At 71.3% G+C, this 14,595-nt stretch carries 10 protein-coding genes; 5 read left to right on the top strand and 5 right to left on the bottom strand.

Translation table 11 applies throughout. The annotated features are described in order from the left end of the window. Positions 1–16: 16 nt before the first annotated feature. Positions 17–637, top strand: a complete 621-nt coding sequence (locus SPK54_RS10300) for a YdbL family protein (RefSeq protein WP_330947814.1) — start codon at positions 17–19, stop codon at positions 635–637. Positions 638–791: 154 nt separating this feature from the next. Here the strand turns inward: SPK54_RS10300 and SPK54_RS10295 are convergent, their stop codons facing one another. From SPK54_RS10295 to SPK54_RS10285, 3 genes are all read right to left on the bottom strand, one after another. Further along, entirely contained in the window at positions 792–2,555 is a 1,764-nt protein-coding gene (locus tag SPK54_RS10295; protein ID WP_330947813.1) for an ABC transporter transmembrane domain-containing protein, read from the bottom strand. Positions 2,556–2,618: 63 nt separating this feature from the next. Continuing rightward, entirely contained in the window at positions 2,619–2,855 is a 237-nt protein-coding gene (locus SPK54_RS10290) for a hypothetical protein (protein ID WP_330947812.1), read from the bottom strand. A 665-nt stretch (positions 2,856–3,520) separates the two neighbouring features. Continuing rightward, complete coding sequence (locus tag SPK54_RS10285) at positions 3,521–4,081, bottom strand: RNA polymerase sigma factor (protein WP_330947811.1); 561 nt, start codon at positions 4,079–4,081, stop codon at positions 3,521–3,523. 149 nt (positions 4,082–4,230) lie between these two features. On the opposite strand from SPK54_RS10285, the gene SPK54_RS10280 reads away from it, so the two are divergent. Next, the gene (locus SPK54_RS10280) at positions 4,231–7,080 is read left to right on the top strand and encodes an EAL domain-containing protein (RefSeq protein WP_330947810.1); all 2,850 of its coding nucleotides are present in this window, start codon (positions 4,231–4,233) and stop codon (positions 7,078–7,080) included. A gap of 46 nt (positions 7,081–7,126) precedes the next feature. Here SPK54_RS10280 and xseA read toward each other — a convergent pair whose 3' ends face one another. Beyond that, entirely contained in the window at positions 7,127–8,536 is a 1,410-nt protein-coding gene (gene xseA / locus SPK54_RS10275) for an exodeoxyribonuclease VII large subunit (protein WP_330947809.1), read from the bottom strand. A 292-nt stretch (positions 8,537–8,828) separates the two neighbouring features. Here xseA and ispG point away from each other — a divergent pair, with 292 nt between their 5' ends. Both ispG and SPK54_RS10265 read left to right on the top strand, forming a co-directional pair. After that, positions 8,829–10,082 carry a flavodoxin-dependent (E)-4-hydroxy-3-methylbut-2-enyl-diphosphate synthase gene (gene ispG / locus SPK54_RS10270; protein WP_330947808.1) on the top strand — a complete coding sequence of 418 codons (1,254 nt, stop codon included), beginning with the start codon at positions 8,829–8,831 and terminating at the stop codon, positions 10,080–10,082. Further along, positions 10,048–10,764, top strand: a complete 717-nt coding sequence (locus tag SPK54_RS10265; protein ID WP_330947807.1) for a phosphatase PAP2 family protein — start codon at positions 10,048–10,050, stop codon at positions 10,762–10,764. Before ispG ends, SPK54_RS10265 begins: the two co-directional genes overlap by 35 nt. Before the next feature lie 28 nt (positions 10,765–10,792). Here SPK54_RS10265 and SPK54_RS10260 read toward each other — a convergent pair whose 3' ends face one another. After that, on the bottom strand, positions 10,793–11,701 hold the full coding sequence (locus tag SPK54_RS10260) for a GGDEF domain-containing protein (protein WP_330947806.1): 909 nt from the start codon (positions 11,699–11,701) through the stop codon (positions 10,793–10,795). Between the two features lie 89 nt (positions 11,702–11,790). Here SPK54_RS10260 and SPK54_RS10255 point away from each other — a divergent pair, with 89 nt between their 5' ends. Continuing rightward, positions 11,791–14,514: a serine/threonine-protein kinase gene (locus SPK54_RS10255; protein WP_330947805.1), complete on the top strand. Its 2,724-nt coding sequence runs from the start codon at positions 11,791–11,793 to the stop codon at positions 14,512–14,514. The last annotated feature ends 81 nt before the right edge of the window (positions 14,515–14,595 follow it).

Below are 14,595 nucleotides of genomic sequence, written 5' to 3'. Positions count from 1 at the left end.
ACCAAGGAGCAAGGCGATGAAACACTTGATGGGCATGCCGGTCGCGGCGGCGCTGCTGCTCAGCGCATGCGTCACGATCAACGTGTACTTCCCGGCGGCCGAGGCCAAGGAAGCGGCCAAGGAGTTCGTCGAGAAGGTCATCAACGACGCCGACAAGGTCGAGATCAAGCAGACCCCGGCGGCGGGCGGCGGCATGGCGATGCTGGAGCGCCGGATCGAGCTGGACCTGTCCGGCTTCGACCCGTGGGCGCTGGTGGGCATCGGCAGCGCGCGCGCGCAGTCCGCGCCCGACATCACCATCAAGACCCCCGCCATCCAGGCCATCCAGTCGCGCATGGAGGCCCGTTTCAACGCGACCCTGCGCGCTGGCTTCGACAGCGGTGCGCTGGGCTTCACCAGCGACGGCCTGATCACCGTGCGCGACGCCTCGAAGGTCGAGCTGAAGGACCGCGTGGCGCTGAACTCCGCGGTGGCCGACGACAACCGCGACCGCAAGGCGGTCTACCGCGAAGTGGCGGTGGCCAACGGCCATCCGGAATGGGAAGAGCAGATCCGCGGCGTGTTCGCCAGGCAGTGGATCGCCAGCGCCAGGGCCGGCTGGTGGTACGAATCCGGCGGCGGCTGGAAGCAGAAATAACGATGGAAACGCCCGGTCAGAACCGGGCGTTTTTGTTTCATCTCGAAACCCGTAGGAGCAAGCGCACCGCAGGGGCGCGAACGCTTTCGCAGCATCCTGCAAGGTGGATCGCGCCCCTGCGGTGCGCCCACAGCCCGGCGACGCTTGGCGTGGATCAGTTGTCCAGGAACTGCAGCTTCGCCAGCTCCGCGTACAGACCGCCCTGCGCCAGCAGCTGCGCGTGGGTGCCCTCGGCGACGATGCGCCCGTGGTCCATCACCACGATGCGGTCTGCCTTGAGCACGGTGGCCAGGCGGTGCGCCACCACCAGCGTGGTGCGGCCTTCCATCAGGTGCTCCAGCGCGGTCTGCACGGCGCGCTCGCTTTGCGCGTCCAGCGCCGAGGTGGCCTCGTCCAGCAGCAGCACCGGCGCGTCCTTGAGCAGCGCCCGGGCGATGGCGATGCGCTGCTGCTGGCCGCCGGACAGGCGCGCACCGCGCTCACCCAACTCGCTGGCGAAGCCGTCCGGCAGGGCGTCGAGGAAGTCGTCGGCCTCGGCCGATTGCGCAGCCTTGCGGACGTCGGCATCGCTGGCCTCCAGCCGGCCGTAGCGGATGTTGTCGGCGGCGCTGGCGGCGAAGATCACCGGCGCCTGCGGCACCAGCGCCAGCGCTTCGCGCAGGCGGATGGGGTCGAGTGTGCGGATGTCGATCCCGTCCAGCGTGATGCGGCCGGATTGCGGGTCGTGGAAGCGCAGCAGCATCCCGAACACGGTGCTCTTGCCCGCGCCGGACGGCCCCACCAGCGCCACTGTCTCGCCCGGGCGCACGCGCAGGCTGAAGCCTTCCAACGCGGCGGCGTCCGGCCGCTGCGGATAGTGGAAGGTCACGTCCTCGAAGACGAGTTCGCCGCGCACCGGCACCGGAAGGGCCTGCGGCTGCGCCGGCGCGGCGATGGCCGGCGCTTCCTGAAGCAATTCGTGGATGCGGCCCATGCCGCCCGCGGCCTTCTGCAGCTCGTTCCAGACTTCGGCCAATGCGCCCACCGAGCCGCCGCCGATCAGCGCGTACATCACGAACTGGCCCAGCGCGCCGGCGCTGAGGCGCCCTGCGATGACGTCGTGCGCGCCCGACCACAGCACCACGATCACCGCGCCGAAGATCAAGCTGATGGCGACCGCGGTCACCAGCGCCTGCGCGCCGATGCGCTTGCGCGCGGTGGCCACGGCGGTCGCCATCGCCTGCGCGTAGCGGCCGCGCTCGTACCCTTCGCGCGAATGCGCCTGCACCGTGCGCACCGCGCCCAGCGCCTCGGTGGCCAGCGCGTTGGCGTCGGCGATGCGGTCCTGGCTGGCGCGCGAAACCTTCTGGATGCGGCGCGCGCCGATCACGATCGGCGCCACCGCCAGCGGGATGCCCAGCAGCGCCCACGCCGCCAGCTTCGGACTGGTGACGAACAGCATCACCATCGAGCCGATCACGGTGACGCTGCTGCGCAGGGCCACCGACATGCTGGAAGCGATCACGCTGCGCAGCAGTTCCGCATCCGCGGTCAGGCGCGACACCAGCTCGCCGGTGCGGCTGCGGTCGTAGAAGCCGGCGTCGAGGTCCAGCAGATGCGCGTACAGCCGGCTGCGCAGGTCGGCGATCACGCGTTCGCCCAGCAGGGTGACGAAGAAGTAGCGGGCGGCGGTGGCCAGCGCCAGCGCCACGATCACCACCAGCACGAAGGCGAAGGTGCGGTCGATGTTGGTACCGCTGGAAAAGCCGTGGTCGATCATCTGCCGGAACGCCACCGGCAGGCTCAGGGTGGCGGCGGAGGAGCAGGCCAGCGCGACCAGCCAGGCCGCGAACAGGCCGGAATGGCGGCGGATGAAGGGCCACAGCGTGCGCAGCGAACCGATGGGCGCCTTTGCCGGCGCCGGGGCGGGGGAGTTCATGTGCGCAGTTTACCGGCGGCGCCCCCGTGCTGCTGGGGCAGGGCCGGCTGCACGGCCTTCCGGTCAGCGCGATTCCGGCTCCGGCGCGGGGGCTTCCAGTGCGCGCAGCGACGGCGGCACGGGCGCAGCGGGGAAGCGGCGACGGAACTCCGCCAGGCTGGCGCGCGCTTCCGCGGTCCTGCCCTCGCGCTGCAGCTCGCCGATCCGGCGCAGCCAGGCGTCACGCACTTCCGGCGCGTCCGCGGTGGCCGGCGGGATGTCCGCTTCCGGGGCATCCGCGGCGAGCTGCTGCGCAGGCACGGCCGAGTCGGCCGTGCGGGCCTTCGCGGCCGCGGTGGGCTGGGCCGGGGGGGCGGCGCGCGCGGCGGCAGGCGCAGCCAGCGCTTCCGTCGCCGCGCCTGCCGGAGCGGGCGGGGGTGGCGGCGCCGGTGGTGCCGGTGGCGCGGGAGGCGTCGCCAACGGCGCTGCGGGGGCCGGGGCTGGCGGGTGCGGCGCAGGGAGCGGCCGGCTGGGAGGCGGCGGCACCGCCTCCCGTTTGGGCGCGGTAGCCGCGAACGGACGCTGGCGCACGGCGGGCGCCTGATGCGGGGCGGCGGGCGCCGCATCAGGCGCAGGCCGCGACCGCGGGGCGGCGACCGCGTCTTCTCGCGGAGACGTGCCGGCAGCGGGGGGGCGTGCGGACTGCTGCACCTCCATGCTCGCTGGCGCCGGCGAGCGCGCAGGCGGCATGAACTGGACGCGCCAGGCCAGGCCCGCCGCCAGGCACAGCGACGCTGCCAGTCCGGCCGGCACCAGCCATCGTCGCCGCGGGGCGGCGCTTCCCGATGGCTGAATCGTGGCCGCGTGCGCAGCGGCCAGGATGGCCGCGTCGATGCCTGCGCCGGGCTCGTCGCGGCCATGCGGACGCGGCAGGCGCGCCGCCAGCACGCGCTCTTCGTCGTCCAGGGGTTCGCGGGGGAAGCGGGTCATGACGGGAGTCTCGCGCGCAGCTTGTCCATGGCGTAACGAAGGCGGGATTTCACGGTTTCCCGGCCCACCCCGGTCACCGCGCCGATTTCCTCCAGGGTCAGTTCCTGCTCCAGGCGCAGCAGCAACACCTCGCGCTGTTCCCCGGGCAGGTCGTCCAGCGCGAGCTGCAGTTGCCGGCGGCGTTCGAACTGCGACAGTACGCGTTCGGGCGTGTCCGCATCGGCAAGCCGCGCCAGCCGCTCGTCCGCGTCCGCCGGCGAGGCGGGGCGATGCTTCAGGCTGCGCCAGTGGTCGCCCAGGCGATGGTGGGCGATGGTGTAGAGCCAGGTGGCGAAGCCGGATTCCGCCGACGGCAGCGACCAGCCTGCGCGGGCGGCGATCACCCGCTGCCAGACATCCTGGAACAACTCGTCCGCCAGCGCGTTGTCGCGGAGCTGGCGCAACAGATAGCGGTACAGCTTCAGGCGGTGGCGTGCATAGAGTTGTTCGAACGCGGCGGCGTCACCGGCCACCCAGGCCAGCATCAGGAATTCGTCGCTGCTCTCGGGCGCGTTCACGGGTCCTAGCCTACGGGCAGGCGTGGCCGGCGGGAAGGGGCATTCGGGCAAGGGTTGGCCGTGCATGCAGGTTGTCAACGTGCATGCGCGTCGCGCGGGGTTTTTCCGGCATGGCGCGGGTTTCACGTTGCAGGCAATATGTCCCGCAAATGAACGGTTCCTTGGCCTCGATTCCGCCCACCCCCATCAAGGCCGCCCAGCGGCGGCGTGACGGCGCCTTGGGCGGCATCGTGGCTGCGCTGGCGCAGATGCTGCCCGACGGCGCCTGCGTGCGGGTGGAGTGGCGGCAGTCGGCGCTGGGCGCGGGCAGCGACGCGGCCGGCGGCGAGGTGCAGGGCGCCGGCATGCTCCGGCAGGAATGGCGGGGTCCGGACGGCGCGGATCTGCTGATCGCCGCCAGCCACCCGCTGCCGTGGCCTGCGGGGGTGCGGGACTACTGGCTGGCTGGCGCCCGCCAGCTGCTGGACCAGGCCGTGCGGCAGGCCCTTGCGGAGCAGAGGATCGCCTCCCTGCAGCGCTCCGAGCAACTGCGCCAGGCGCTCTACGAGATCGCCGATCTCGCCGGCAGCAACCTCGACCTGCCGGTGATGCTGCGGCGGGTGCATGCCATCGTCGGCGAACTGATGTACGCCGAGAACTTCTACATCGTGCTCTACGACGACAGCCGCAAGGCGATGCGGTTCCTCTATTTCGTCGACCAGCTTGATCCCTGGGTCAACGATCCGGATCAGGAAATCCCGGTCACCGACGAGGAGAACACGCTCACCATGTGCTTGCTGCGCAGCGGCGAAACCCTGCGTGGTCCGTCGACGGAGCTGCGCGCCCAGTTCGGCATTCCGCGTCGCGACGACAGCGGCCCGGACAGCGCCGACTGGCTGGGCGTGCCGATGAGCCGCGACGAGCGCGTCGCCGGCGCGCTGGTGGTGCAGAACTACCGCCAGGCCGATGTCTACAGCGACGACGACCGGGTGCTGCTGGCCTACGTGGCCCAGCACGTGCTGACCGCGCTGGAGCGGCGCGAGGCGCGCAAACGGCTGGAGGCGCGGGTGGCGGAGCGCACCACCGAACTGCGCCGCGCCAACGAGGAGCTGCAGGCGGAAGTGTTCGAACGCAAGCGCATGCAGGAGATCCAGCGCGCCCTTTTCCGCATCGCCGAAGTGTCGATGACCAGCGACAGCCTCGACAGCTTCTACGCCGCGGTCCACGACATCGTCAGCGAGCTGTTGTACGCGCAGAATTTCTACATCGCGATGCTGTCCGACGACGGCAGCATGCTCGAGTTCCCCTACTCGGTGGACGAGCGCGACGTCGACCGGGTGCCGCGCAAGCTGGCCGCCGGGCTGACCGAATACGTCCTGGGCAACGGCAAGCCGCTGCTAGCCGACCGCGCCCGCATCGAGGCGTTGCAGGCGGAAGGCAGGGTGCGCAGCCACGGCAGCCTGGCCCATTGCTGGCTGGGCGTGCCGCTGATGCACGAGGACAAGGTGGTTGGGGTGATCGCGTTGCAGAGCTACTCCGCAGACATCCATTTCAGCGTCCGCGACCAGGACCTGCTGACCTTCGTGGCCTTCCACATCGGCAGCAGCCTGGCGCGCAAGCAGGCGCAGGACCGGCTAGTGCAGGCCCATGCCAACCTCGAGCGACGCGTCAGCGAACGCACCCGCGAACTGGCCGAGACCAATGCGGAGTTGGTGGAACAGATCGGCGAGCGCATGCGCGCCGAGCGCAGGCTCATCCACCAGACCCGGCACGATGCGTTGACCGGGCTGCCCAACCGGCTTCAGTTGCTGGAGCGGCTGGAGCGCGCGATTGCCGCTGCCGCCGCCGACCCGCAGGCATGCTTCGCGGTGCTGTTCATGGACCTGGATCGATTCAAGCTGGTCAACGACAGCGTCGGCCATGCGGTGGGCGACGAACTGCTGGTGGAAGCCGGCCGGCGCATTGTCGGCACCGTGCGTGGCGACGACGTGGTTGCGCGCCTCGGCGGCGATGAGTTCGCGATCCTGGCCGAAGGGCTTGATGGTCCAGGCATGGCCGAGGAACTCGGGCGCCGCGTGCTTTCGGCGTTGAACGCGCCGCTGTGGGTGGCGGGGCGCGAACTGTTTCCCAGCGCCAGCATCGGCATCGCGCTGTGGGATCCGCGCTATCGCAGCGGCGAGGAGATGCTGCGCGACGCCGACGCCGCGATGTACCGCGCCAAGAGCGACGGGCGCGACCGCTGCGCGATGTTCGACGAACAGATGCACCGCGAGGCGACCCGCAGCCTGGACATGGAAACCGACCTGCGCCGGGCGATCCAGGCCGAACGCTTCGTGCCGTATTACCAGCCGATCGTGCGGATGGATTCCGGCGAGCCGGTGGGTCAGGAGGCGCTGCTGCGCTGGCGGCACGAACAGCAGGGCGTGCTGGTGCCGGGCGAGTTCCTGGACGTGGGCGCGGACAGCGGGCTGATCGAGCAGATCGACTGGCTGCTGTACGCGCGCGTGGTCGAGGACCTGGCCCGCCATCCGCTGCCCGGCTACGCGGCGATCAACGTCTCTCCGCGGCACTTCCGCGCGCCCGATTTCGCCCACCGCCTGCTGTCGCTGCTGGCGTCCGCGGGGGTGGCGCCCACGCGACTGCGGATCGAGATCACCGAAGTCGCGCTGCTCGACGACGCCCCGCGCACGCTGGAAAGCCTGGCGCTGCTGCGCAGCCACGGCGTGCTGGCCCAGCTGGACGATTTCGGCACCGGCTTCTCCGCGCTGTCCTACCTGCACCGCTTCCCGATCGCCAGCCTGAAGATCGACCGTAGCTTCGTGGCCGGGCTGGAGAGCGATGGTTACGCCGAGAGCGTGGCGGTGATCCGCGCGATCGTGGCGCTGGCCACCAGCCTGGGCATCGAACTGATCGCCGAGGGCGTGGAAACCCGCCACCAGCGCGACCGCCTGCTGGAGCTGGGCTGCCTCCACGCGCAGGGTTTCCTGTTCAGTCCGCCGGTGCCGCTGCCGGCGGGCTGAGCCGCTGCGGGGGCGCCGGCGGCGCCCGACGAGCGTTCGGCCGGGCCTACGGGGAAGGATTCGCGGCTTCGACCCGCACCGCCAGCGTCCCGTCCTGCACGCGCGCTTGCAGCGGCTCGCCGGTGGCGACGTCCGCGATGTGGCGCACCACGTGTCCGTCCTCCCGCTGCAGGATGCTGTAGCCGCGGGCGACAGTGGCCAATGGGCTGATGGCATGCAGCGAGCGCGCCAGTCCACGCAGATGCACGGCCTCGTGCTGCAGGCGCTGTGCCAGCAGCGCGCGCGGGCGGTGTTGGAGCGCCAACAGCTGCATGCGCAGCCCCTGCAGCTGGCGGAGGAGCAGCGCGCGCGGGCGCGGGCGCAGTTCCGCCAGCCGCTGCCGCAGCCGCTCCAGCCGGCGCTGCGGATGCTGCGCACGCAGGGTCGCGTCGGCATGGCGCAATACCGCCTGTTGGCGTTCCAGTCGCCGCTGCATGGCGTTGGCCAGGCGCAGCCGCGCCTGCATGGCGCGGCGCGCGAACGCCTCCAGCCGGGCCTGGGGGCGCTGGGCCTGCAGGCGCAGCATTGCCCGATCCAGGCGCTGCATGCGTTGGCGCAGGGCGTTGGCTTGTTGCGCCTGCAGCTGCCGCTGCAGGGCGGACAACCGTGCAGCCAAGCCGGCGGCGTCGGGCACCAGCAGTTCCGCGGCGGCCGAGGGCGTGGGCGCGCGCAGGTCGGCGGCGAAATCCGACAGCGAGAAATCGGTCTCGTGGCCGATCGCCGATACCACGGGCGTCGTGCAATCGGCGATCGCGCGCGCCAGCGCCTCGTCGTTGAAGGCCCACAGGTCTTCCAGTGAACCGCCGCCGCGCGCCAGCACGATGGCATCGAACCGGCCGCTGGCGTCGGCCCGCAGCAGCATGGCGCGGATGCGCGCGGCGGCGCCTTCGCCCTGCACCGGCACCGGCAGCAGTTCGACATCGAGCAGCGGAAAGCGCCGGCGCAGCACGCTGGCAATGTCGCGGATCACCGCGCCGGAGGGCGAGGTCAGCACCGCGATGCGGCGCGGGAAAGCGGGCAGGGCGCGCTTGCGGGCCGGATCGAACAGCCCCTCCGCCTGCAGGCGTGCCTTCAGTTCCTCCAAGGCGCGCCGCAGCGCGCCTTCGCCGGCGTCCTCCATCCCGTCCAACACCAGCTGGTAGTCGCCGCGTGCCTCGTACAGGGTCAGGCGCCCGCGCGCCAGCACCTTCAGGCCCTCGCGCGGGATGAAGTTCAGCCACTGGCTCTTGGGCTTGAACAGCGCGCAGCGCACCTGCGCGCGGGCGTCCTTGAGGGTGAAGTACAGGTGGCCGGACGACGGCCGCGCCAAGTTGCCGATCTCGCCCTCAACCACGACGCTGGGAAAACTGCCTTCCAGCAGGTCGCGCGCCAGCGTGTTCAGCTGGCTGGGGGTGAGGATGCTGGCGTCGCGTTGCATGCGGGCATCGTAGCGAAATGCGCGGTTTCGCGGCACGCGATGCGCTGCTTGTGGCTGCCTGGCTTGGCTGCGCGGCGGGCCTGGCTCGCCGCCTGGGCTTTGCATCCGGCTGCGATGCGCTGCCGCGCGCGCCTCGCGGCCCGACCCGACCCGTCAGGGCGCGTGAAGGGCGTTCGCACGCTTGCGCCGCATCCGGCGCAAGCCATGCGGGCTCACCCCTGCTGCACTCGAAGCAGGCCCGCCCCGCAGCCAAACCACGCCTGTCAGTGCATCGCCCCGCTAAAATGGGCGCATGACCACCCCCGCCCCCGACCACTTCGGCCCGCTGGTCCGCCGCATCACCCGCTCCGTCGAGATCGGCGGCGTGCAGGTGGGCGGCGGCGCGCCGGTCGTGGTGCAGTCGATGACCAATACCGACACCGCCGACGTGGCCTCCACCAGCAGGCAGATCGCCGAACTCTGGCGCGCCGGTTCCGAGCTGGTGCGGGTGACGGTGAACACCGCCGAGGCCGCCGCCGCGATTCCGCGGATCGTCGAGCGGCTGGCGATGATGGGCATCAACGTGCCGATCATCGGTGACTTCCACTACAACGGCCACACGCTGCTGGCGAACGAGCCGGCCTGCGCCGAGGCGTTGGCGAAGTACCGCATCAATCCCGGCAACGTCGGTTTCGGCAAGAAGAAGGACACCCAGTTCGCGCAGCTGATCGAGTTCGCCATCCAATACGGCAAACCGGTTCGGATCGGCGCCAACTGGGGCTCGCTGGACCAGACGCTGGCGGCGCGGCTGATGGACGAGAACGCGCAGCGCGCAGAGCCGTGGGACGCCGGCCGGGTGATGCGCGAGGCGCTGATCCTGTCCGCGCTGGAATCGGCGCAGCGCGCGGTGGAGCTGGGCTTGCCGGCCGGGAAGATCATCCTCAGCGCCAAGGTGTCCGGCGTGCAGGAGCTGATCGCTGTGTACCGCGACCTGGCGCGGCGCAGTGACTTCGCCCTGCACCTTGGCCTGACCGAGGCCGGCATCGGCAGCAAGGGCATCGTGGCCTCCAGCGCGGCGCTGGGCGTGCTGCTGCAGGAAGGGATCGGCGACACCATCCGCATTTCGCTGACCCCGGAGCCGGGCGCCTCGCGCACGCAGGAAGTGATCGTGGCGCAGGAGCTGCTGCAGACCATGGGCCTGCGCGCGTTCACCCCGATGGTCACCGCCTGCCCGGGCTGCGGCCGGACGACTTCCGAGTTCTTCCAGGAACTGGCCAAGGTGGTGCAGGAGCATGTCCGCGCGAAGATGCCGGAGTGGAAGATCAGCCATCCCGGCGCGGAGAACATGACGCTGGCGGTGATGGGCTGCGTGGTCAACGGGCCCGGCGAATCGCGCCACGCCAATATCGGCATCTCGCTGCCCGGCACCGGCGAGGCGCCATCCGCGCCGGTGTTCGTCGATGGCGAAAAGACCGTGACCCTGCGCGGCGACAACATCGCCCACGAGTTCGTCGCCCTGATCGACGACTACGTTGATCGCAAGTACGCGGGCCGGGCGCATCCGTAACCCCGGCGACATCGTCCGCGAGGACGCGCGGTTCGGCCTGGCATTCCTGCGCCAGCGCTGGCGGCGCCTGCTGCTGGCGTTCATCGCCATCCTGCTGCCGTTATGGGCGTTCGGCGAACTGGCCGACGAGGTGCGCGAGGCCGAGGCGATCCCGTTCGACGCGCCCATCCTGCTGCTCGCGCGGGCCATGTCCGACGCCGGCTTCGACAGGTTGTTCCTGCTGGCTTCCAAGCTGGGCTACGCGTGGGGCGTGGTGCCGTTCGACATCGCCCTGGTGCTGCTGCTGGCGGCGCGGCGCAAGCTGCGCGAGGGCCTGTTCGCCGGCATCGCGCTGGGCGGCTCGGCGCTGCTCAACCTCGGCGCCAAGCAGCTGTTCGCGCGCGAGCGGCCATCGCTGTGGGAGTCGATCGCCCCGGAAAGCAGCTACAGCTTTCCCAGTGGCCACGCGATGGGTTCGATGACGCTGGCGATGGTGCTCATCCTGCTGGTCTGGCACACGCGCTGGCGCTGGTGGATCGCCGTGCCGATGGCCGGCTTCGTGGTGCTGGTGGGCTTGTCGCGCGTCTATCTCGGCGTGCATTACCCGTCCGACATCATGGCCGGCTGGGCGGCGGCCTGCGCGTGGACAGCGCTGGTCTGGCTGCTGGTGTTCCCGCACGGCAAGCGGCCGTGGCAAGGCTGACGCGCGCATCCGCGCAGGCGTCGGCGTTTCAGTCTTCGACGCAGACGCGGTTGCGGCCTTCGCTCTTGGCGCGGTAGAGCGCAGCGTCGGCGGCTGCCATCAGCGCGGGGCGGCTGTCGCGGTCTGCGGACAGCGTGGCGATGCCGATGCTGATGGTGATGCGCTGCGGCTCGCCGCCGGGCGCGAAACTGGCGACGGCAACCGCCTCGCGCAGCCGCTCCGCCAGGCGCACCGCGGACTCGCGTTCGCATTCCGACAACAGCAACGCGAACTCCTCGCCGCCGATGCGCGCGGCCAGGTCGTCGTTGCGGGCGTGGCTGCGCACCAGTGCGCCGATCTGGCGCAGCACCTCGTCGCCGCTGATGTGGCCGTAGCGGTCGTTGACCGGTTTGAACAGGTCGACGTCGATGATGCACAGCGCCAGCGGACGGCCATGGCGCAGGGCGCGGCCGATTTCCTTGTCCGCCATCTCGCAGAAGTGCCTGCGGTTGTGCAGTTCGGTCAGCGGGTCGTGCACCGCCAGCTGGTAGATCTCCTCGTGGTAGCGCGCTTCCACGCTGTCCTGGGCGATGAACTTGAGCAGGCTTTCGCCCACGGTGATGCGGTCGCCGTCGGCAAGCAGCACGTCGGCGCCCGCCTGCAGCCGCGCTTCGTTGAGGCGGGTGGCATTGGTCGCGCCCAGGTCGCGGATGCGGTATTGCCCGCCGGCGTCGCGCCAGATCCGGCAATGCTGGCGGGATACGCTCTTGTGCGGGATCGACAGGCCGGCCTCGTGGGCGCGCCCGACCAGCAGCACGGCATCGCCGATGTCGGCGCGGCCGCCCAGGCCCTGGCCTTGAATCACCACCACGCAGGCCGAGCGTGGCGTCGGCCGCACCGGCCCTTCGCTGAGCAGCGTGCGCTGGGTGGTGTCCTGTGGCGTGGAATCGGCAGTCATGGCGGGGCGGCTGACGCAGGACCATGGAATGTAACGCCGCGGGTAGGCGGCGCGCCGCCCCGGCTAGAATGCGCGCAGGGGGAGCACCGATGGCGCAGCACACACAGGACGATCCGGACCGTACCGAGCTGCTGGCGACGCGCGCACCCGCGGCCGCGGCCGCGGCGGGCGAAACGCTGGCGCCGGGTGCGCAACTGGGCCACTACCGCATCGAGGCGCTGCTCGGCCGCGGCGGCATGGGCGACGTCTATCGCGCGCAGCAGCTCGAACCTGTGCGGCGCACGGTCGCGCTCAAGTTGCTGCGCGGGCAGCAGCTGGACGCGCGCCGGGTGGCCTATTTCGAGGTCGAGCGCCAGCTGCTGGCGCGCATGCGGCACCCGGCCATCGCCCAGATCTACGACGCCGGCGCCACTGCCGATGGCCATCCGTACTTCGCGATGGAGTTCATCGCCGGCAGCCCCATCACCACTTACTGCGACCAGCACGCGCTGTCGCTGCGCGAGCGCATCGCGCTGTTCGTGCGCGTGTGCGAGGGCGTGCAGCACGCGCACCAGAAGGGCGTGATCCATCGCGACCTCAAGCCCGGCAACCTGCTGGTGGACGAGGTGGACGGCCGGCCGCTGCCGAAGATCATCGACTTCGGCATCGCCACCGCCACCTCGCCGGGACCGGGCGGCGAGGTCGCGGGTACGCCCGACTACATGAGCCCGGAGCAGGCCGGCGGCGACCAGGCGCTGGTGGATACCCGCAGCGACGTCTACGCGCTGGGGGTGGTGCTGTGCGAGCTGCTCACCGGGCAGCGGCCGAATGCCCACGGCGAAACCGCGGCCAGCGGCGCGCACACGCTGCGGCTGCCGTCGGCGCAGCTGTCCACGCTGTCCCCGGCGGACGCCGGGCGCATCGCGCAGGCGCGGCGGGAGCCGCTGCCGCGGATGCGCCGGGTGCTGCGCAACGAGCTGGATTGGGTGGTGGCCAAGGCGATGCGCTTCGAGCGCGGCGAACGCTACCCGTCCGCCGCCGCGCTGGCCGAGGACCTGCAGCGCTTCCTCGATGGTCAGCCGCTGCAGGCGGCGCCGCACGGCCGCGGATATGTCTGGCGCAAGTTCGCGCAGCGCCACCGCACCGGCATCCTGGCCGCATCGCTGGTCGCGCTGGCGCTGGTCGGTGGGCTGGCGCTGTCGGTCTACGGCCTGCTGCAGGCGCGCGCCCAGCGCGCCATCGCGGAGCAGCGCAATGCGCAGCTGGAGCGGGTGGCGGCGTTCCAGCAGTCGATGCTGGAAGGCATCGACATCGAGGCGATGGGCATCGACATCGGCCGCGACCTGCGTAGCCAGGTCGCGCGGCAGGCGGGTGGCGACACGTCCGCGTTCGAACGCGGCCTTGCGCAGGCCAGCACGCCCGATCTTGCGCGCTCGGTGATCGACGGCAGCATCCTGGCCAATGCCGAGCGCGCCATCGGCCGCGATTTCGCCAAGGATCCGGCGCTGGCCGCCGACCTGCGCGAGTCGGTGGCGCGGGTGCGCATGGCATTGGGGTTGCCGGCGGAAGCCGCGGCGGGGTTCGCGCAGGTGGCCGACTACCGCGCCCGCGCGCTGGGCGCCTCCGCGCCACAGACCCTCAAGGCGCGCCAGGCGCAGGTCCGGGCGCTGCTGGAGGCTGCCCGCACGAAGGAGGGGCTGGCGCTGGCGGAGACCGCATTGCGCGATGCCGCGTCGTTGCCAACCGATGATCCGCTGCGGATCAAGCTGCGGCTGGACCAGGCCGACGCCATTGCCGCGCTGGGCGATCGCCCGCGCGCGCGCGCGCTGCTGGAGGCGTTGCGCGCCGATGCGATCGGCCTGCGCGGCGAACGGGATGCGGCTGCCACCGAAGTCACCAACAGCCTGGCGACGTTGCTGGGGCGGATGGGCGAGCCGGAAGCAGGGCGCAAGCTGCTGGAAACGGTGGTGGCGATCCGCGCCGCCACCTTGGGCAAGGACCATGCCGATACGCTCAGTGCCCAGCACAACCTGGCGATCATGCGCATCATGACCGGCGACAAGGCCGGCGCGGTGGCGATGCAGCGCGAACTGGCGGCGATCCAGACCCGGCGCCTCGGCGCCGCGCATCCGTCCACGCTGGGCGAACTGGGCAATCTGGCGAACATGCTCAGCGACAGCGGCGACAACGCGCAGGCGTTGCCGATCGCGCAGGCGGTGGTCGAGGCCCGCACGCGGGTGATGGGCGCCGACCATCCGCAGACGCTGCGCGGCCTGCTCAACCTGTCCACCGTCTACGCCCGTTCCGGCGACTTCGCGCGCGCCATCCCGCTGCAGGAGCAGGTGGCCGATGCGCGGATGCGCATGCTGGGGCCGTCGCATCCGGACACCATGGTCATCCAGCTCAACCGCGCCGCCACCCTGTACCAGGCCGGGCGCGCGCAGGATGCGCTGGCCCAGCTGGCGCGCTACCTGGCGAACGCGCGGCAGGTGCTGGGCGAGCGCCACCGCGAACTGCTGATGGGCTACATCATCCGCGCCCAGGCCGCGGACGAACTGGGCCAGTCCGAACTCGCCATCGCCAGCTACCGCGAGTTCCTGGCCCTGGCCGACGTCGCGCTGGGGCACGAGGATGCGCGCACCGTCGATGCGGCCTGGCAGCTGGAAGGCCTGCTGCGCACGCGCGGCCAGGCCGGCGCGGCGGATGAACTGCGGGCGCGCTACATCGAGCCGCTGCTGCGGGCGGATCCGAAGACGCTGGACGAGGCGCGGCTGGCCACGCGCCAGAACATCATCGATACCGAGCGCGAGAAGGCCCGCCAGGCGTTGCGCTGAGCGACGCCTAGCTGTGTAAACCCACTACGTTGTTCAGTTGGATGCGGGTGATGGGTGGTCTGTAGCCGAGGCTGGCATGTG

The organism is Thermomonas sp. LB-4 (assembly GCF_036409385.1).
In the GTDB taxonomy this organism is placed as follows: Bacteria; Pseudomonadota; Gammaproteobacteria; order Xanthomonadales; family Xanthomonadaceae; genus Thermomonas.
This window is presented reverse-complemented; position numbering and strand designations above follow the sequence as displayed.